The sequence below is a fragment of the Kitasatospora sp. NPDC127035 genome, from assembly GCF_042726075.1.
Taxonomy (GTDB): Bacteria; Actinomycetota; Actinomycetes; order Streptomycetales; family Streptomycetaceae; genus Kitasatospora.
In genome coordinates, this window is the sequence record NZ_JBHXDN010000019.1 from 67,676 (window position 1) to 86,830 (window position 19,155).

General features: G+C 75.3%; 11 protein-coding genes and 3 tRNA genes. 10 read left to right on the plus strand and 4 right to left on the minus strand.

All coding sequences use genetic code 11. The annotated features are described in order from the left end of the window. The first annotated feature begins 137 nt into the window (after positions 1 to 137). The gene (locus ACFWIC_RS15920) at positions 138 to 467 is read left to right on the plus strand and encodes a hypothetical protein (RefSeq protein ID WP_380518977.1); all 330 of its coding nucleotides are present in this window, start codon (positions 138 to 140) and stop codon (positions 465 to 467) included. Between the two features lie 417 nt (positions 468 to 884). After that, entirely contained in the window at positions 885 to 1,715 is an 831-nt protein-coding gene (locus ACFWIC_RS15925) for a pyridoxal 5'-phosphate synthase (protein WP_380518980.1), read from the plus strand. A 219-nt stretch (positions 1,716 to 1,934) separates the two neighbouring features. On the opposite strand, the gene ACFWIC_RS15930 is transcribed toward ACFWIC_RS15925, so the two are convergent. Next, complete coding sequence (locus tag ACFWIC_RS15930) at positions 1,935 to 3,008, minus strand: DMT family transporter (protein WP_380359494.1); 1,074 nt, start codon at positions 3,006 to 3,008, stop codon at positions 1,935 to 1,937. 152 nt (positions 3,009 to 3,160) lie between these two features. Between ACFWIC_RS15930 and ACFWIC_RS15935 the strand changes: the two genes are divergently transcribed. Further along, complete coding sequence (locus tag ACFWIC_RS15935) at positions 3,161 to 4,039, plus strand: DUF1906 domain-containing protein (RefSeq protein ID WP_380518983.1); 879 nt, start codon at positions 3,161 to 3,163, stop codon at positions 4,037 to 4,039. 636 nt (positions 4,040 to 4,675) lie between these two features. Further along, on the plus strand, positions 4,676 to 6,337 hold the full coding sequence (locus tag ACFWIC_RS15940; RefSeq protein ID WP_329950288.1) for a long-chain fatty acid--CoA ligase: 1,662 nt from the start codon (positions 4,676 to 4,678) through the stop codon (positions 6,335 to 6,337). Between the two features lie 108 nt (positions 6,338 to 6,445). Here the strand turns inward: ACFWIC_RS15940 and ACFWIC_RS15945 are convergent, their stop codons facing one another. Then, positions 6,446 to 10,315 (minus strand): PAS domain-containing protein, encoded by a 3,870-nt coding sequence (locus tag ACFWIC_RS15945; protein WP_380518987.1) that lies wholly within the window; start codon positions 10,313 to 10,315, stop codon positions 6,446 to 6,448. A 179-nt stretch (positions 10,316 to 10,494) separates the two neighbouring features. Between ACFWIC_RS15945 and ACFWIC_RS15950 the strand changes: the two genes are divergently transcribed. The 3 genes from ACFWIC_RS15950 (at position 10,495) to ACFWIC_RS15960 (ending at position 11,007) form a co-directional block, all read left to right on the plus strand. Next, positions 10,495 to 10,588, plus strand: a tRNA-Ser gene (locus tag ACFWIC_RS15950). A gap of 236 nt (positions 10,589 to 10,824) precedes the next feature. Further along, positions 10,825 to 10,900, plus strand: a tRNA-Arg gene (locus ACFWIC_RS15955). 31 nt (positions 10,901 to 10,931) lie between these two features. Then, a tRNA-Arg gene (locus tag ACFWIC_RS15960) sits at positions 10,932 to 11,007 on the plus strand. A gap of 71 nt (positions 11,008 to 11,078) precedes the next feature. Here the strand turns inward: ACFWIC_RS15960 and ACFWIC_RS15965 are convergent. Together ACFWIC_RS15965 and ACFWIC_RS15970 are read right to left on the minus strand one after the other, a co-directional pair. Further along, complete coding sequence (locus ACFWIC_RS15965) at positions 11,079 to 12,281, minus strand: globin domain-containing protein (RefSeq protein WP_380518990.1); 1,203 nt, start codon at positions 12,279 to 12,281, stop codon at positions 11,079 to 11,081. An 11-nt stretch (positions 12,282 to 12,292) separates the two neighbouring features. After that, positions 12,293 to 12,709, minus strand: a complete 417-nt coding sequence (locus ACFWIC_RS15970) for a globin family protein (protein WP_380518993.1) — start codon at positions 12,707 to 12,709, stop codon at positions 12,293 to 12,295. A 320-nt stretch (positions 12,710 to 13,029) separates the two neighbouring features. Between ACFWIC_RS15970 and ACFWIC_RS15975 the strand changes: the two genes are divergently transcribed. From ACFWIC_RS15975 to ACFWIC_RS15985, 3 genes are all read left to right on the plus strand, one after another. Further along, positions 13,030 to 16,533 carry an Ig-like domain-containing protein gene (locus ACFWIC_RS15975; protein WP_380518996.1) on the plus strand — a complete coding sequence of 1,168 codons (3,504 nt, stop codon included), beginning with the start codon at positions 13,030 to 13,032 and terminating at the stop codon, positions 16,531 to 16,533. A 185-nt stretch (positions 16,534 to 16,718) separates the two neighbouring features. After that, on the plus strand, positions 16,719 to 17,993 hold the full coding sequence (locus ACFWIC_RS15980; protein WP_329950292.1) for an SPFH domain-containing protein: 1,275 nt from the start codon (positions 16,719 to 16,721) through the stop codon (positions 17,991 to 17,993). Then, complete coding sequence (locus tag ACFWIC_RS15985; RefSeq protein ID WP_380518998.1) at positions 17,990 to 19,123, plus strand: C40 family peptidase; 1,134 nt, start codon at positions 17,990 to 17,992, stop codon at positions 19,121 to 19,123. Before ACFWIC_RS15980 ends, ACFWIC_RS15985 begins: the two co-directional genes overlap by 4 nt. Positions 19,124 to 19,155: the final 32 nt, after the last annotated feature.

Genomic DNA, 19,155 nt, shown 5'->3' on the forward strand with positions numbered 1-19,155 from the left:
GCGAAAAGCCTGCCGGGAGGTAGTGCTTTGTCGATTTGTTGCGGAAGTCTTTCCCTCGGCGTCGCAGCCCGCAGGTGTTCGTCTGGCCGGCGAACTCCCGCACACATTGCACGATTTACCGTTTCTTGGAGGCTCTCATGGCTCGCATCCGTACCCGCAAGGTGGCAGGTCTTCTGGTGGCGGCCCCGCTCGCGGCGGGACTGCTCCTCGCCGGGGCCGGTGCCGCCGCCGCCGACAACGGCGCGCTCGCCAACGACGGGTCCAACAGCGGGGTGGTGTCCAACATCGGGACCGGCAACATCTTCGGCTCGGTCGACGGCAACTACGTTTCGAACCAGCAGACGGCCACCGGGTCCGGGGCCTCGAACCAGGCCAACACCCTCGCGGTGAAGGACAACTCGGGGGCCATCCTGGCCGGCCAGTCCAACAAGAACTTCAACGTCGTCTTCGCCCCGATCTTCAACTGAGCGCCGATGGACCGTGAACCATCGCCGGCGGGGGCGCCGGAGGTGGGTGGTCGTGGGTGAGCTGAGCATCCGCGGCGGGGTTCGAGGCAGACAGTGAAGTGAATCGAAGCGAAGCGGTCGGAAAAGATCGCGAGATGCGTAACCGGGTAGCGGAAAGGGTCACCGCGAACCGGTCCTGTGGGCGGCACCGCACGTCGGTGCCGCCCACGGGCGCGTCCGGACCGGTGCGTCGAGCACTCGGCCCGCCCCCTGTGCCCGGGACGGTGTCCCGGAGGGAGCCCTCATTACAGGGCCCGCGCCCGGGTTCGTCACCGTGCGGCGGTACGGTTGCGCTCCGACAGCGCACCCCGCGCGCCCGGGCCCCGGTGGCCCGCCCGTTGCGGGACTGCGGCAGCGGCAACCGGAAGGAAGGGCGCGATGGCAGCGGAGGAGGAGGGCCTGACCGGTCCGGGCGGGACCAGGCCGGTACCGGGCCCGGAGTCGGGCCGCGGGCAGAACCCGCAGCCTGCCCCGGAGGCGGCCTCGCAGCCGGTCCAGGGCCCGGCCGGGGCGCCGGGGACGGAACACCGGCCCGAGCCCAGGTCCGTGCCCGAGCTGCTGCTCGGCCGTCCGCCGATGACCCGCCCGCTGCCGACCTTCGACGCCGAGGCGGCCCCGGCCGAGCCCGGCCCGCTGTTCGTCGACTGGCTCGCGACCGCGCTCGACGCGGGGGTGCTGGACCCGCAGGTGGTCACGCTCTCCACCGTGGACGCCGACGGCATGCCGGACGCCCGGGTCCTGGTGCTGCGCGACATCGACGCCGCCGGCACCGGCTGGGTCTTCTCCGCCGCCGCGGACAGCCCGAAGGGCCGCCAGCTCGGCGACCACCCGGCCGCCGCGATCACCGTCTACTGGCCGCAGCTGGGCCGCCAGGTGCGGGTCCGCGGCACCGTCGAGCGGGCTGCCGACCAGGTCGCGGCAGCCGAGTTCGCGACGCGGTCCCCGGCCGCCCGGATCGGCGCGCTGGTCGGTCGCCAGAGCGAGCCGCTGGCCTCGCCGGCCGAGTACGAGGAGGCGGTGGCGGTCGCCCGTCGCCGGCTGGAGGCCACCCCGGACGCGGTCGCCGCGGGGCACACGGTCTACACGCTCTGGGCGCACGAGGTGGAGTTCTGGCAGGGCCACGCGGAGCGCCACCACGTCCGCCTCCGCTACACGCGGACCGGGCCGGTGCGGACGCCGGAGTGGTCCCGCACCCTGCTCTGGCCGTAGCGCCCCGACGCCGTGAGGCCGTGGCGCCGCGATGCCTCAGGGCCGCAACGCCGTGAGGCCGTAAGGCCGTAAGGCCGTAGGAGAACGGGCCGGGGCGCGCACCGAGTGGTACGCGCCCCGAGCCCGCCGGCCGTCTCCCCGGCGGCCGTTCCGTCGTCGACAGGTCCGTCGTCGACAGGTCCGACCAAGCCGGTCCAAGCAGGCCGGTTCAGCGCCGGTTCAGCGCCGGCCGGTCAGTGTGGCCCCGACGCTCGCGGCCACCACACAACCGATCCCGGCCAGCTGCGCCGCACCCAGCAGCTGCCCCAGCACCACCAGCCCGACCAGCGCGCTGACCGCCGGCTCCAGGCTCACCAGCACGCTGAACACCCGCTGCGGCATCCTCCGCAGTGCCGTCATCTCCAGCGCGTACGGGATCACCGGCAGCAGCAGCGACACCCCGGCGACCGCGAGCAGCAGCATCAGCGGCGAGGCCCCCGGTTCGGTCAGACCGTCCCAGGCCTCGCCGAGCCCGAACGGCGCGACCACCAGCGCGCCGACCGTCATCGAGACGGCCAGTCCCTGGAACCCCTGGAACGCGGCCCCGACCTTGTCGGTGAACAGGATGTACGCGGCGTAGCAGGCGGCCGCGCCGAACGCGTACATCAGACCGACCGGGTCGAGCCCCGACCCGCTCCCGTCCCCGCCCTCGCCGAGCAGGGTCAGCAGCGCCACCCCGCCGGCCGCGAGCAGCGCCCAGAGCAGGTGACTGGCGCGGCGGGCGAAGAACAGCGCCACCGCGAGCGGGCCGAGGAACTCGATCGTCGCGGCGGTGCCCATGGGCAGGCGGTCGATCGCCCCGGCGAACAGCAGGGTCATCCCTGCGGAGGCCATGCCGAGCAGTCCGGCGGCGGCCAGGTCGCGCGGGTGGCGCCCGCGCAGCTGCGGCCGGGTGACGGCGAGCAGGACGACCGCCGCGAAGCTGAGCCGGAGGAAGGTCGTACCGCTCACCCCGAGCGGACCGAAGAGCGGCTTGGAGAGTGCGATCCCGGTCTGCACCAGGAACATCGCGGTCAGACAGAGGAGCGGCGCCGGGATCCGCTCCGGGCGCCGCAGGAAGTTCGGGAACCGTCGGCCGGACGGTCGGCCGGGTCGTGCGTCCGGCGGCAGCCCGTCTCCGGGGGCGTCGCCTCGTCGCCGGCCACCGCGCTCGCCGGCGGGATCGCCCACGGGGGCGGGCGGCATGGCAAGGACCTCGGCGACGGCTGCGGCCGACGGCGGGGCGGCGGTTCCGGTGGGGTTGGGCGTGGGCATGCTGGCGAGTTTGCCGTAAGGAGCCACTGGGCAGCAAGCTCGTTACAAAAATCGGGACGGATACGGACGGGTGCGTCCGAAAGGGTGAGCTTCCAGGGCGCGTGCGGCGCGGCAGCCGCCAGTGCCCGACGGTCCGTCAGTATCAAGGCGGCGTGCGCTATCTCCGCCCTGCGGCCATCGCCGCCGCCTCCCTCGTCCTCCTGCTGGCCGCCGGCGGGCCGGGCGCGAGCGCCGACGAGGCCGCTCCGGCGGCCGCCGCCGTCCCCCGCATCCGCCCCACCGTCCTCGCCGACCGGTTCGGGCCGCCGGCCCTCCGCACCCGGGACCTCTACGCCGGTGCCGCCTTCGACGCCTGCACCGCGCCGCCGCTGGAGACCCTGCGGGCCTGGCGCGACAGCTCGCCGTACGGCGCGCTCGGCATCTACACCAGCGGCGGGCAGCGCGGCTGCACCCAGCCGAGGCTCACCGCGGACTGGGTTCGGCAGGCCCGCGAGATGGGCTGGCGGTTCCTGCCCGTGCACGTCGGCCTGCAGGCGCCGTGCAGCGAGCTCAAGCGCAAGCCGAAGCGGATCGACCCGGCCCGGGCCGTCCAGCAGGGCCGGGAGGAGGCGGCCGAGGCGGTCGCGGGACTCCGGGCGGTCGGGATCGGCGAGGGCAGCCCGGTCTTCCTGGACATCGAGGCGTACCCGATGCGCGACCCGGCCTGCGGTCAGGGCGTCGTCGACTTCACCCTCGGCTGGACCGAGGGCCTGCACACGGCGGGGTTCCGGTCCGGCTTCTATTCCAGCCTCGACTCCGGCATCGCCGATCTCGCGGCCGCCGCCCGCGCCGGTAGCTCCCCGCTGCCCGACACCCTCTGGTACGCGCGCTGGGACGACCACGCCGACACCGTCGGCGGCGGACCGCTCACCTCCGACCTCTGGGCCGACCACCAGCGCGTCCACCAGTACCGCGGCAACGTCGAGGAGACGTACGGCGGCGCGACGCTCACCGTCGACCGCAACCAGGTCGACGCCCCGTTGGCCGGCTGACCGGCCGGCAGTCGCGCCCCGCCCGGGTCGGACAGCGGCCCGACGGCAACGGTCGACGGCAACGGCCCGACGGCAACGGCCCGACGGCAACGGCCCGACGGCAACGGCTCGACCCGTGCCGCCGCCCGGCGAGGCCCGTCGGCGGTCGGCGGTCGGCGGACCGCCCCCGCTCACTCCCGCAGCGTGAGCGCCAACCACCCCTGCCCGTGGCAGTAGCGGCAGGTCTCCGGGATGTACCCCGTCCCGGTCCGGTCCGCCCGGACCCCGACCCGCGCCTGCGTCCGCACCCCGCCCGAGCAGCACGGGCACGGCACCCGAAATTCCGCCGGCCCCCGCCCCACCCGTCGTTCGCCACGTCCGTCACCCATGCCCCCAGTATCCCGCCCGCCCCGCGCGCGCCACCGGGCCTTCCGGACTGTGGTACCGGGCCGACCGCCCGGGCGGCGCGGCGAGCGCCCGGGCGGGACCGGGACGAAGTCGTGATCGGGGCAACGGGGTCGGGATACTGACATCGGGCAGGCGGCGGGGCACAATCGGGCTCGGCTGCCCGCGTTACCGCCCAGTAGCCGGCCCGCTGGCCGGGGCGGTTCTCAGGGGCAGCAGCCGCCGCAGTGCCGCCCAGGTCGAGGAGGACCCGTGTTCAGCACGATGCAGGACGTACCGCTCACCGTCGCCAGGATTCTTGAGCACGGGTCGACCATCCACGGGCGTTCGACCGTCACCACCTGGGACGGGACCGGTCCGGTGGTCCGGACGTACGCGGAGGTGGGGGCGCGGGCCGCGCAGCTGGCGTGCGCGCTGCGGGACGAGCTCGGCGTGACGGCGGACGACCGGGTCGCGACGCTGATGTGGAACAACGCGGAGCACCTGGAGGCCTACCTGGCGGTGCCGGCGATGGGCGCGGTGCTGCACACGCTCAACCTGCGGCTGCCGGCGAACCAGCTGTCGTTCATCATCAACCACGCCGCCGACCGGGTCGTCCTCGTCAACGGCACCGTCCTGCCGCTGCTGGCCGCGGTCCTCCCGGACCTCAACCCGACGCTCAGGCACATCGTGGTCAGCGGGCCCGGCGACCGGTCCGTGCTGGACGGCTTCGCGGGCACCGTGCACGAGTACGAGGACCTGATCGCGGGCCGGCCGTCCTCCTACCCCTGGCTGACGGACATCGACGAGCGCCGGGCTGCCGTGCTCTGCTACACCTCCGGCACCACGGGTGACCCGAAGGGCGTGCTCTACAGCCACCGCTCGGTCTACCTGCACTGTCTCCAGGTGAACACCGGGGACAACTTCGCCTTCACCCCCCGCGACGTCGCGCTGCCGGTGGTCCCGATGTTCCACGTCAACGCGTGGGGCATCCCGCACGCCGCCTTCATGTCCGGCGCGAGCCTGCTCATGCCGGACCGGTTCCTCCAGCCCCGGCCGATGGCCGAGATGATCGCCGCGGTGCGACCCACCGTCAGCGCCGCCGTGCCCACCATCTGGAGCGGCCTGCTGGACGAGCTGGACGCGGGGGACTACGACACCTCCAGCCTGCGCATGGTGGTCATCGGCGGCTCGGCCTGTCCGCCGGCGCTGATGGAGGGCTACGAGGAGCGCCACGGCATCCGGGTCGTGCATGCCTGGGGCATGACCGAGACCTCGCCGCTCGGCTCCTTCGCCCAGCCGCCCGGCGGCCTCACGCCGGAGGAGGAGTGGCCGTACCGGGTCACCCAGGGCGTCTTCCCGGCCTCCGTCGAGGCGCGGCTGATCGGTCCCGGCGGAGAGCGGATGCCGCACGACGGCGCCTCGGCGGGCGAGCTGGAGGTGCGCGGCCCGTGGATCGCGGGGGCGTACTACGGGGGCGCGGACAGCGACCCGGAGCGCCCGGACGACAAGTTCTCCGAGGACGGCTGGCTGCGCACCGGTGACGTCGGCACCATCACCCCCGACGGCTACCTCACGCTCACGGACCGGGCCAAGGACGTGATCAAGTCCGGCGGCGAGTGGATCTCCTCGGTGGACCTGGAGAACCACCTGATGGCCCACCCCGAGGTCGCCGAGGCCGCCGTGGTGGCAGTCCCGGACGAGAAGTGGGGCGAGCGGCCGCTGGCGACGGTGGTCCTCCGCCCGGGTGCCACGGCCGGTCTCCGGGAGCTGCGGGCGTTCCTGGCCGGGCGGATCGCCTCCTGGCAGTTGCCCGAGCGCTGGGCGATCGTCGGGACGGTGCCGAAGACCTCGGTCGGCAAGTTCGACAAGAAGGTGATCCGCGCCGACTACGCGGCGGAGCGGCTGGACGTCACCCTGCTCGGCAAGGAGTAGGGGCCGGCGGGCGCGACGAACGGCGAGGGCCGGCCACTCCCGGGAACGGGGTGGCCGGCCCTCGCCGTTCCCGGCGGCGAGCGGACCCGGCGAGCGGGCCCGCGGGGGTCAGCCCGCGGCCGCGACGCCCGCCTCGCCCATGGCGCCGATCCGTCCGAGCAGGTCGACGATCCGGGACTGGACGTCGTCGCTGGTGGAGCGCTCGGCGAGGAACAGCACCGTCTCACCGGTGCGCAGCCGGGGCAGCTCGCGGGGGTCGAGGTCGACCGAGGTGTAGACGACCAGCGGGGTCCGGTGCAGCCGGTCGTTGGTGCGCAGCCAGTCGAGCAGGCCGACCCGGCGGCGGCGGATCTGGAACAGGTCCATCACCACCAGGTTGGGCTGCACGCTGCTGGCCCGGGCGACGGCGTCGTTCTCGTCCACCGCGTGCTCGACGTGCATGCCGCGCCGTTCCAGGCTGCCGATCATGGCGGCGGCGATGTCCGGGTCGCCCTCGACCAGCAGGACGCGGGGGGCGTGGTTCTCGCCGTCGCGCGGGGCGAGGGCGCGCAGCAGGACGGCCGGGTCGGCGCCGTACGCGGCGTCGCGGGTGGCCTGGCCGAGGCCGGCGGTGACCACGACCGGGACCCGGCTGTTGAGCGCCGCCGTGCGCAGCGACTGCAGCGCGGTGCGGGTGATCGGGCCGGTCAGCGGGTCGACGAAGAGCGCGGCGGGGAAGCCGGAGACCTGGGCGTCGACCTCCTCGCGGGAGCGGACGATCACCGGTCGGTAGCCGCGGTCCTGGAGCGCCTGGCGGGTGGCCGGGTCGGGTTCGGGCCAGACGAGCAGGCGGCGCGGCCCGCCGTCGGCGCCCGGGGCGGGCATCGACGTGTACGCGGCCTCGTCCTGGGCGGTCGGTGCGGCGGGCAGTTCGGCCATCACCCGCGGGGCCGGCCGGTTCGCGGCGACGGGCTGCGGTGCGTCGGGGGCGATGGCGACCGGGCCGAGCGGAGTGGCGCCGGGCGCGCCGAGCGGGCGCGGCGGGGCCAGCTCGCCGAGTCCGGTGCCGACCGGGAGGGGGCTGTCCTCCCGCTGGTCGCCGGGCGCGGACGGGCCGGACGGGGACGCGGAGGGGAGCGCGGGCAGCGCGGACGGTGCCGGCGGGGCGCCGTCCGGCGTGCCGGGCGTCTCGGCGCCGGGGCCGGGCGGGACGGCCAGGCGGCGGCGCCGGCCGGTGGGCGCGGCGGCCGGTTCGGGCTGTGCGGGCGCGGGGCCGGCGGGCAGGGCGTGCTCCAGGCCCGGGTAGAGAGGGGAGTCGGTGACGCCGGGCAGGGCGAATCCGCCGGAGGAGTCCTCGGCGCCCGGCAGCGCCCGGCGCCGACGGGACGGCTTGGGCTCCTGGCCGGTGTCGCCCTCCGGGGCGGTGGCGGCGGTGGCGTCGGTGGGTGCGCCGTCGGCGCCGGCCTCGGCCGCACCGGTGCCCGGGCCGAGGGCGAAGGGGCCGCGGGGGCCGGCGTCGCCGCCGGTGTCCCGGACCGGGCCGCCGTCGCCCCGCGGGTCGGTCTGCCGCTCGGGGTGCTGTCCGGGGTGCTGTCCGGCGTTCTGTTCGGCGCGCTGGTCGAGGTGCCCGGCCTCGACCGGTACCGCGTACGCCGTGCCGGACCGGCCGTCGTCCTTGCCCCACGGGTCGCTCTCGGGGCCGGCCGGGCCGCCGAGGCCCTGCCGCCCGTACGCGGGGTCGTTGCCGGTGCCGTTCCACTGCTCGGGGACGGCCCGCTCGATTCGTGCCGGGGCGTTCGGCCACTGGTCGGCGGGTACGGCCGGATCGACGGGGCCGGGGGCGGCCCGGGGTCCGCCGGGCGCGGCGCCGTGGTTCACGGACGGGTCGGCCGACGGGTCGGCGGACCGGTCGGACGGCCCGGAGGCGTGTCCGGGGGACGGCCGGTCCGCGGCCGGGTCCAGCGGAGCCTCCTCGACCGCGGGTCGGCCGCGGCGGCCACGGCGTTCGGCGGTCGGCTCCTCGGCCGGGACACCTTCGGCGGCGGCCCGCTCAGGTCCGGAGAGTCCGGCAGGTCCGGCAGCTCCGGCGGGCCCGGTGCTCCCGGAGGGGACGGAAGCGGTGGAAGGGTCGGAAGGCCCGGTCGCCCCGGCCGGACCGGCGGGCGCGGCGGCCGTGGCCGGCCCGCCCTCGGACCCGGCGGCCGGCTCGGCGGCCGACGCGGTCGGCTCCTCACTGCGCGCGGTGGGCAGTTCCGGGATGCCCGGCAGGTCCGGCAGGACGGCGCTGTCGCTCTCCTTGGGCCGGTCCGAGCGGCCCTCGGCACCCGCGCGCTCGGCGGCGGCCTTCGCCGCGGCCGGGTCCAGCGGAAGCTCGACGACGTACGTGGTGCCGGCGCGGCCCGGAAGCTCGTGGGGCTGGAGCACCCCGCCGTGGCGCTCGACCACCGCGCGGGCTATCGGCAGGTGGACGGGGCTGCCGCCGCGGCCGGGGCCGCGGATCTCCACCCGGGCGACCTCGCCGCGCTGGGCGGCCGCGAGCACGACCATCGGCGCGTCCCCGCCGCCGGCGGGCAGCGCGGTCCCGCCGGCCGGGTTGAGTCCGGGCGCGGTCAGGCCGGGGGAGGGGAGGGCGGGTTCGGCGTCCAGCGAGAGGCCGACGCCGCTGACGTCGGCGACCAGGTGGGCCAGGGCCTGGGCGAGTCGCTGCTCGTCGGCGATCACCTCGACGGCGGCGGCGTGCACGGAGAACCGCACCCGGCCGGCACCGACCAGTTCGCCGGCGTGCTCGACCGCCCGGCGGACCACCTTGTCCAGGGCGACCGGCACGCGCTCGGCGGCCTTCTTCCCCGCCTTGTCGTCCGGCTTGCCCTCGGTGGACGAGCCCGGGCCGTCGAAGCCCAGCGGGCCGTTGCCCGTGGCGCCGGCGCCCGTGGACCACTCGCCGGCCTCGGAGCGCTGGTGGGCGAGCACACCGTCGATCAGTTTGCCGAAGCGGCGGCACTCGTCGGCCAGCCGGCGCAGGGTCCAGTTCGCCTCCGGCCAGAGCTGGCCCGCGGGGTCGGCGGCGAGCGTGTCGATCCGGCGGTGCAGCGCGGTCAGCGCGCCGCCCAGTTCGCTCTCCAGGACGGCGGTGAGGTGTTCGTTGCGCGCGACCAGGGCGAGTTCGCGGCTGCGGTCGGTGAAGGTCATCACCGCGCCGACCAGCTGGTCGCCGTCCCGGACGGGGGCGGTGGTGAGGTCGACGGTGACCGGCCGGCCGTCCTTGCGCCAGAGCACGGTGCCGCGCACCCGGTGCTTGCGGCCGGAGGTCAGGGTGTCCAGCAGCGCGGACTCCTCCAGCGCCAGCGGGGTGCCGTCGGCCCGGGAGTGCTGGATCAGCGGGTGCAGTTCGCGCCCGCCCAGCTCGCTGGCCCGGTACTCCAGGATGTGCGCGGCGGCCGGGTTGACCAGGACGCAGCGGCCTTCGAGGTCGACTCCGAGCACGCCCTCGGCGGCGGCCCGCAGGATCATCTCGGTCTGCTTGTGCTGGCGGCGCAGCTCCGCCTCGACGCCGAGCCGGCTGGAGAGGTCGCGGACCAGCAGCAGGAGCAGGTCGGAGGAACGCGAGCCCTCGCGGTAGGGGTCGTAGGGCGCGAGCGGGGAGAGCGCGTAGCCGCGGCTGTCGCCGGTGCCGTCGTCGGCGAAGTCGTTGCCGGAGACCTCGACGGGGAAGGTGCTTCCGTCGGTGCGCCGCGCGGTCATCCGGACCGGCCGGTCGAGTGCGTCGTCCTCGCGGGCGGCCGGGCGCATCGAGCCGGGGATCCGGCTCGGGTCGAACTCGGGCAGGAGGTCCAGCACTCCCATCCCCACCAAGGACGTGCCGGGCGTCTGGAGCGCGTGCACGGCGGCGTTGTTGGCGTCGACGACCGTGCCGTTGCTGTTCACCAGGAGCAGTGCGTCGGGCAGGGCGTCGAGTATGGCGGCGAGGCGAGCAGCGCCTCGGATCGGCCTGCTGCTCACGTCGACAGGTCTCCTCGGCTCAGGGCAGCTCTCTCCGGAGAAGGCAGTATCTCATTCTTCTTTGCGGCGGGGACGACCCGCCTAGTAACGTGGTCGGCGGTTGGTGCCGGGCCCCCGGGTTGTGGCATCATCACAGGCACAGGGAACGGGTCCGCGCACGCGGGCTTGGTCCATGTGGAGGAGGCTTCGCCTAGTCCGGTCTATGGCGCCGCACTGCTAATGCGGTTTCGGGGTTATTCCTGATCGAGGGTTCAAATCCCTCAGCCTCCGCCAGACGAAGAGCCCCGCCGACGAGTCCGTCGGCGGGGCTCTTCGCGTCTCCCGGTCCGGGTCGGTCCGGTCCGTCCGGACCCGTCCGGCCCCGGCCGGGCTCGGGGGAGGGCCCCGACGTGCCCGTACCCCGGTGCCCGGTGCCCCGCTACGGGGCCCGGATCAATCGATTTCGCCCCGCGTCGCAGGTCATGTAATGTTGTCCCCGCACCGCCCCGCTGGCACGTTCACCAGGGCGAGCGCTCATAGCTCAACGGATAGAGCACTTGACTACGGATCAAGAGGTTGCAGGTTCGAATCCTGCTGAGCGCACCAAACCCCGCAAGACCGGGTCCGCCCGGCACTTGCGCTCATAGCTCAACGGATAGAGCACTTGACTACGGATCAAGAGGTTGCAGGTTCGAATCCTGCTGAGCGCACCAGAGAGAAGCCCCCGGCCCCAGGCCGGGGGCTTCTCCCGTTCCACGGCGGGCCGGGCGGTCGGCAGGGGCGCTCACCCCAGGTCGGTCCGGTTGATCCAGGGGACGTCCCGCTGATCCAGGAACCACTCCGAGGAGGTCAGCGGTCGGGCCCGGTTGAAGGTCACCGGTGCCGGGTCGTGCCGGATCAGCGCGGGATCGGCGCCCAGTTCGGTGAGGAGCGCGGTCAGCGAGGGGGCGAGGCCCGGCGGGCCGCTGAGGTGGACGTCCCAGCCGGACCAGTGGCCGTACCGGGCGAGTGCGTCGCGGACCGGGGCGTCGGCGTCGTCGCGACCCTCCCTCCGCGCCGGGGCGGTCGGCAGCACCCGCAGCCGGGCGCACCGGGCGAGCAGCCGTTCCACCGCCGGCAGGTCGTACTGCTCGGCCTGCGAACGGGCGGCCAGCACCACGGTGACGTCGCGGTCGGCGGGGCCGGCGGCGAGTTGCTCCAGCAGCGCCCGGGTCTGTCCCCAGCCGGTGCCGGCGGCCACCGCCAGCAGCGGGCGGCGTGAGTGCGGGTCGAGCACGGCGTCGCCGAGCGGGGGGCCGAGCCGCAGCAGTTCGCCGGGGGCGGCGTCGTCGACGAGTGCGGTGCTGAGCAGCCCGCCGGGCACCCGGCGGACGTGCACGTCCAGGGTGCCGTCGGAGCGCGGCGCGTTGGCGATCGAGTAGGGGCGCCAGACCTTCGGCACCCGGGGACTGCTGAGCGTGAGGTACTGGCCGGGGACGAAGGGGTACGGGCGCATCGGCATCAGGGTGAGGACGACGATGTCGGCTGCGGCCCGCCGGCGGGTGGCCACCTCGGCCTCCCACCACGCGGGGACCTCGGGCCGGACCCCGGCGGCCGCCCCGGTCATCGTCCGGGCGATCACGGTGTAGGCCTCGGTCCAGGCCTTCTCGATCTCGGGCGTCCAGGAGTGTCCGGAGAAGTGCCGCAGGGCGGCGATCAGACTGGCCCCGACGGCGGGGTAGTGCTCGGGCGCGGCCTGGAACTTGCGGTGGTCGCGCCCGAGCGCCCGCAGGTACCCGGTGAGCTGCTCGGGGTTCTCCATGCGGAGGACGATCTGGGTGAGTGCGGCGAAGAACCGGTCCCGCTGCTCGGTCATCTGGGTGGGGAAGAACGCCCGCACCCCGGGGTTGCCGGCGAACAGGTGGGCGTAGAAGTACTTGGCCATGTGGTCGGCACGGCGCTCGACGACGGCGAAGCTGTCGCGGATGACCGCGGGGTCGAAGGGCACCGCGGCGCGCCCTAGGAGTGCTGCGCGGTGGTGAGCGCCTGGCCCATGGTGTCGCTGATCACGCCGTAGACCGCGGTCCAGGACGCCTCGGTCTCCTCGGTCCACGCCTCGCCGGCGAAGTGCGCCAGGGTGGCGAGCAGGCTGGCGCCGACGGCGGGGAAGTGCTCGACGAGCGCCCCGTACCGGGCGTGCCGGGCACCGAGGTCGCGGAGGACGCCGACCAGCGTGTCGGTCTCCTCCAGATGGGAGACCACCGTGCCGAGCGCGGCCCAGAGCCGGTCCCGCTGCTCGTCGATGTGCTCGGCGAACAGGCCCCGGACCTCGGGGTGGTGCTCGAACAGGTGCTGGTAGAAGTACTCGGCGACGACGGCGCCGTGCGGTTCGACGACCGCGAAACTGCTCGTGATGAGAACGGGGTTAATGGTCACGGGCCCCGACTCTACTGAGCGGGCCGGTAATTCGAACAGAGTTGTCTGATGAATGGTCAGATACTGGTCCGTGGGAACGGGTCGGATTCGCCGGGATTCCCCGCGATACGCCGCCTAATGGATGAAATGCAGCCCTTTCGGGTACATCCCGTCCTGCCGGTCGGAGGGCCGCCAATCGGGTGTCATGCGGCCAATAGCGCAGGTGTCGCAGTATGACCGGCCCAGGATCGTGATTCCGTTTTGTCAGATCTTGTGTCCAGACTGCCCAGAGATCCCGGTGAACCCGGCGATGCCGGCAGCCGATACCGAAGGAGAGCCGGATGAGCCGACAGTTCCCGGCCGTGGCCGGCACCGCAGCGGTCCTCGCCGCCGGGCTGCTGATCGGCTGGAACCCACCGCCCTCGGCCGCCCAGCAGTCCCCCGGTACCTGGTCGGGGGAACAGCGCGCGGTGCTGCCCTCCGGACTCTCCGTCCACCTCGATTTCGCGGCCTCCCCCGGGGCGGCCGTGATCGCCGAGCCCGGGGAATTGGCGGACCGCGCCGGCGGCGGCCGGTCCGCCGCGCTCTACACGGACGGAGTTCGGCCCGGAGATCCCGCCCAGACCTTCCGGATCTCCGAGAACCGTCCGCAGGCGGACGGTTCCTGGAGAACCGTCGGGACGCTCCGGCTGACATTCTCCCGGGCCGTCCGCAATCCCCGGCTGCACGTCAGCGGACTCGCCGTCGTCGCCACCGGGAAATCCGGCTCCACCAGTACCGCGGCCCGGCTGACCCTCACCGGCGGCTCGCCAGGCGGGCCCACCCTGGTCAACCGCACGGACTGGCCCGGCTGGACGGCCGACGGCAACGTCCTGGCCCCCGCCGGTGCGGACGGCACGTCGGACGGCACGGCCGGGTCCGCCGCGGAGGGCAGCCTGGAGCTGGCCGGCACCTTCACCTCGGCGGTCTTCCGGGTCGAACAGCGCACCACCGCCCGGGCCGGTTCCACCACCGCACCCCTCCCGCTCACCCTGGCGTCCACCGTCACCCTGGACGAGGGCGTCGGCACCGCCCCGCAGGGCTACGGCAACGCCTCCCACCTGCTCTCCGACCTCTACCTCGGCGGCGACGCCGCCCAGGCGGCCCGCGCCGACCGGCGGCCGGCCTGGCTGTTCCGACGGCCCGACGCGGGCCGCGCGGGGGAGCCGACGGGAGAACCGACGGGAGAGCCGACGGGAGAGCCGACGGGAGAGCCGACGGCCCCGGCCGGCGAGTCGCAGGTCCGCACCGGCCGCGGCGAGGAGGACCGCAGCGTCCGGTCCAGCCCGCCGCCGCCCCAACTCCAGCCCGGGCGGGGCGAGTACCAGGGCGCCGACCCGGCGGTCAGCTACCCGGCCGAAGCGGCGATCGGCCGCTACTACCGGCTCGCCGTCCCGGTCGCGGTCGGGGACGCCCCCGCCACCCTGGCGGGCTGGATCGACTTCGACCGCAACGGGCGGTTCGACCCGGTCGAGCGCGTGCAGGCCGAGGCCGCCGTCGGGGAGCGCAGCGTCACCCTGGAGTGGACCGTCCCCGGCAAGGCCGCGTCCGGGGAGACCTGGGCCCGGCTGCGGATCGGCCGGGACGCCACCCAGCTCGTCGAGCCCGGCGGGTTCGCCGACTCCGGGCAGGTCGCCGACCAGCGGATCCGGCTGACCGTCGGGGCCTCCCGCCCGGAGATCGCCGAACCGGTCGACGGCACGGCGGTCACCGAGACCCGCCCCCGGATCTCCGGCGACGGCGCGGTGGCCGGCGCCACGGTGGAGATCCGCGAGGGCGACACGGTGATCTGCCGGACGAAGGTGGCCCGCGGCGGCGGCTGGTCCTGCCGCCCGGACACGGCCCTGTCCGGCGGCGCGCACAGCCTCACCCCGGTGGAGACCACCGCCGGCGGCCTGGTGCTGCGGGGCGAGCCGGTCCGGATCACCGTGAGGACCGCGCCGCCCGCCGCCCCTCTCCTCGCCCTTCCCGAGTTCACCAACGACCCGGGACTCCAACTGACCGGCACCGGCGAGCCGGGCAGCACCGTGACGATCACCGACCAGCCGGCCGACGGGCACGCCGCCGACGCGGCCGACCTGTGCAGCACGGCCGTCCGCTCCGACGGCGCCTGGTCCTGCCTGCCGGTGGAGAACCTCGCCGACGGGCGGCACCGGCTCACCCCGGCCGCCGCCGACCTCGCCGGGAACCGGACCGCAGGGACGGCCGTCACGCTGGTCGTCGACACCGTCTCGCCGGACCGCCCGGTGCTCACCGAGCCCTCCGCCGGGGAGACCCTCCGGACCGCCCGCCCCCGGCTCGCCGGGAAGGCGGAGCCCGAGGCACGGGTGATCGTCACCGCGCGTGCGGGCAGCGAGGCCTCGACGGAGCGGATCGTCGCCTGCGGGGCCACGGCCGCCATCGACGGCAGCTGGATCTGCACGGCCAACCGCGACCTCCCGGACGGGGACCAGTGGCTGGTCGTCACGGCGACCGACCGGGCGGGGAACGGGACGGCGGGCGACGCGGTGGCGGTGCGGGTGGAGGCGGCGGCCGTACAGCCGCCGACGGTGCCCGTCCCGACGGTGACACCGACGGCGACACCGACGGCGACGGTCGCGCCGACCGCTGCGCCGACCGGCGCGGCGACCGCCACGGCGACCGTCGCGCCCACCGTCGGGTCGACGGCGGTGCCCGCCGGCGGGCCGACGACGGTTCCCCCGCAGGCCCCGGCGGTCCCGGCCGGCTCCCCCGGCGCGGAGACATCGGCCTCGTCCTCGCCGTCGGCGGCGGTCCCGGCCGTCGTACCCTCGGCCGCCGCGTCCACGGCGGTGGCCGCACCGGTGTCACCGACGCCCGCGGTGTCCACGGCCTCGGGTACCGCGTCGGCGGCCGTGCCGACCGTCGGGACTCCCGCGTCCGGCACGCCGAGCGCTTCCCGGTCGGCCGCGGCCTCGCCCTCGGTCGCCGTTCCGTCCCCCTCCGCTCCCGATGCCCTCTCCACTCCCGCCGGCTCCGCTTCGGCGGTCGCGTCCCCGGGTGCTCCTTCGCCTTCGGCCCCCGCCCCGTCGGGGCCGGCCGGATCGCCTCCGGCTGCCCCGTCGGCGGCCTCGCCCGAACCCGCCCCGGACCCCGTCTTCGACCCCGTCCCGCCGGGGCTGCTGCCGATCGTCGTGCCGCCGGTCACCGGTGTGGCCGTCAGGCCGGTGACGCCGTCCCCGACGGCCCCCGCGACGGCGGTGCCGCCGACGGCCGCCGGTGCCACCGGAACGGCGAGGACGAGCCCGACCGCCGGTCCGTCCCCGACCGCGCCCCGCCCGTCCTCCTCTCCGGCCTCCCCGACCTCGCCGTCCGCCGGCCTGTCCCCGTCCCCGTCCCTGTCCCCGTCCCTGTCGCAGGTCCCGTCCCCGTCGCCGTCCTCGCTCTCCTCTCCGCTCCCGTCCCCGTCGCAGGTCGCGTCGCAGGCCCCGTCCCCGGGCCCGTCCTCGCCGTCGTCCCCGATCCCGGCCGTCACCCCGGCGCCCGCCGACACCCCGTCCGCACCTGCCACCGCGTCGGCTCCGGCCGCCGGGGCTGCGGTGGCGCGGTCCGCCGGGCAGGCGGCCACCGGGGCCGACACCACCGCCGAGGCCGGCCGTGCACTGGCCGCGCCGCCCGCGCCGGAGCAGCAGCCGTCGGCCGAGGCAGGTGGGTCGCCCGTGGCGTCCGACCAGCACCGGTCGGACGGCTGGCGCGGTGCGCTCGCCGGTGTCCTGCTGGTGCTCACCGGCATCGGACTGATCACCCGCCGGGTGCTCGTCCGGGGTTCGGGTACCCGGCGCCGCTGAACCGCTCACACCATCCGCTCATGTGCCTGCGCGTCAGGTCCGGCTTTAGATGATTCGTCAGTAAATGTCGACACGCACTAGCTCAAATGTCGCATTTGATGACGTATGAACTTAGCCTGACTCTGGCACTGCCCGTCAGATCCGGGCCGCCCGTTGCGCGACACACTGAACCTGAGGATCCGTGCATGGACGTCACCCGCGATTCTTCGCAGCGACCCGACAACCCGCCCAAGACGCTTCCGCCGGTGCTGGCGGAACGTTCCGCCTCCGGCTCCAGCCCGCTGGTCAGGGCACCGAAGCCGCCCAAGCCCGCCAGGCCGGCCGACAACGGTCCGGCCACCACCCCGCTGGCGGTGGTCCCCGGACCGGTCGGCGCCCCGGTCGACCTGCGCGATCCGCTGGAGGCCGCCGAACCGGCGGGACCGGGCGGCCCGCCGGAGACGGAGACGGTCCCGGTGGGCGCGCTCACCACCGCCACCGCGCGCCGGCCCCCGCGCGCCGACCAGGCGCTGCGCGAGCACGGCGCCGCCGCGCTGCCCGGCTGGGTCGCCCTCTTCGGGCTCCTGGCCGGTACGGCGGCCGTCCTGCTGGTGCTCCTGCGCGACGGCGTCATCCCGCACTGGGACACGCTGCCCGACCTGCGCACCGCGGCCGTCCGGGCCGCCGGCACGGCCGAGGTGACCGCCCGTTCGGTGTCCGCCGTCACCGCCGCCGGACTGCTGGTGGTCCTCGCGCTCGCCGGACTGCTGGTCAACGCGGGCGGCGAGACCCGGGTGCTCACCCGCTGGGGCCGCTACCGGGGCACCGTCCGCCGCACCGGCCTGGTCTGGGTCAACCCGTTGCTGCGCCGCCGCCGGGTGGACGTCCGGCTGCGGCACTGGCGCAGCGAGCCGGTCAAGGTGGTCGACCGCACCGGCACCCCGATCGTCGTCCGGCTGCTGATCGTCTGGCGGGTGAAGGACACCGCCCGCGCGGTGCTGTCGATCGAGGACCACGAGAGCTACCTGCGGGAGCAGGTCCAGGCGGTGCTCACCCGGACCGCCTCCATCCTGCCGTGCGACAGCAACGCGGGCCCCGGGCCCGCGCTGCGCGACGGCCAGTGGTTCGCCGACGAGCTGACCCGGGCGCTGGCCGCCGAGGTCGCCCCGGCCGGGCTGGAGGTCTACTCGGCGCAGCCGCTGGCGCTGGACTACGCGCCCGAGGTGGCCGAGTCGATGCGCCGCCGGAGGCTGGCCGATCTGGACGCGGGCCTGCGCACGGTGCTGGTGGACGACGCGGTGGAGGCGGCGGCGCTCGCCGTCCGCCGGCTGGAGCGGGCCACCGCGCACGAGCTGGACGAGGCCGCCCGCAGCGCGCTGATGGAGCAACTGCTGGTCGCCTTCGTCGCCCCGGCCGGAGTGGCCGCCTCGGTACCGTCCCCGGCCGCCCGGGCCGGGCGAAAGGAAGGACGACCGGCATGAGGATAGCCACCGGCCCGGACACCGGACTCGCGTTCGACTCCTCGTTCGAGCCCGGCCAGGAGTTCGTGCCCGGCCAGGAGTTCGCGGGCGCGGCCGAGTTCGCGCTCGACCCGGACACGGCGCTGATCGGTTTCGAGGAGGGCCTCGGCAGCACCTCGTCGATCGCGGCCTGCTCCTGCCCTGACTGCGCGGCCGCGCGGCGCACCGTCCGACCGGCGGGGCCGTCCGGTGGCGGGCGAATACACCGCGCGGTCCGGAGCACCTGCCTGGCGACCACCGTGCTGGCCGGTGCCGGGGTGGTCGGACTGACCGCCGGTGCCGGGTCCGCGCAGGCGGCGCCCGGCAAGCAGGGCTGGGACGGCTCGAAGTACTGGTTCAAGGGCAGCGGCGGCGAGTGGCGGTACACGAGCCACTACGACGTCTACCTCAGCCGCACCCGCCAGACGGGCGGCTCCGGAGGGGCGGCGCAGACCGGGGCGGTGCAGACCGGAGCGGCCCGGAGCGGGGCGGGGTCCGGTTCCGGCCCGGCCTCCGGTGCCGGTGGCAAGGCGGTCGTCTCCAACGGGTCCGCGGCCGGCTCCTCCGGGACGCGGCAGGGCTGGGACGGCTCGAAGTACTGGTTCAAGAACGGCAGTGGCGAGTGGCGGTACACGAGCCACTACGACGTCTACCTGAGCCGCACCGGCCAGTCCGGTGGTAGTCAGGCGCAGGCGTCCGCGCCGCCGGTCACCCGGCCCGTCCAGGACGCCGGTCCGGCCTCGGGGCGCCTGGAGACGGCGATCGACTACGCGCTCGCCCAGCTCGGCAAGCCGTACGTCTGGGGCGGCAACGGGCCGTCCGGGTACGACTGCTCGGGGCTGGTGCAGCAGGCCTACCGGCGGGCGGGCATCAGCCTGCCGCGGGTGGCCGACGACCAGTACGCGGCGACCACGCCGATCACGGCGGGGCAGCTGCGCCGCGGTGACCTGCTGTTCTGGTCGGACAGCGGCCGGGCCTCGGGCATCCACCACGTGGGGATCTACCTGGGCGGCGGCAAGTTCGCCGAGGCACCGAGGCCGGGCAAGCCGGTCCGGGTGTCGACGATCACCAGCGGCTTCTACCCGACCCACTTCGGGCGACCCGGCGCCTAGAAGTCCCTCCCCGTCGTCCACAGCCTCCGTGC

Bases quoted from the DNA above. Each gene is read 5' to 3' on its own strand.
- ACFWIC_RS15985 (WP_380518998.1), top strand. From the start codon at position 17,990: ATGAGGATAGCCACCGGCCCGGACACCGGACTCGCGTTCGACTCCTCG.
- ACFWIC_RS15975 (WP_380518996.1), top strand. From the start codon at position 13,030: ATGAGCCGACAGTTCCCGGCCGTGGCCGGCACCGCAGCGGTCCTCGCC.
- ACFWIC_RS15930 (WP_380359494.1), bottom strand. From the start codon at position 3,008: ATGCCCACGCCCAACCCCACCGGAACCGCCGCCCCGCCGTCGGCCGCA.
- ACFWIC_RS15920 (WP_380518977.1), top strand. From the start codon at position 138: ATGGCTCGCATCCGTACCCGCAAGGTGGCAGGTCTTCTGGTGGCGGCC.
- ACFWIC_RS15925 (WP_380518980.1), top strand. From the start codon at position 885: ATGGCAGCGGAGGAGGAGGGCCTGACCGGTCCGGGCGGGACCAGGCCG.
- ACFWIC_RS15980 (WP_329950292.1), top strand. From the start codon at position 16,719: ATGGACGTCACCCGCGATTCTTCGCAGCGACCCGACAACCCGCCCAAG.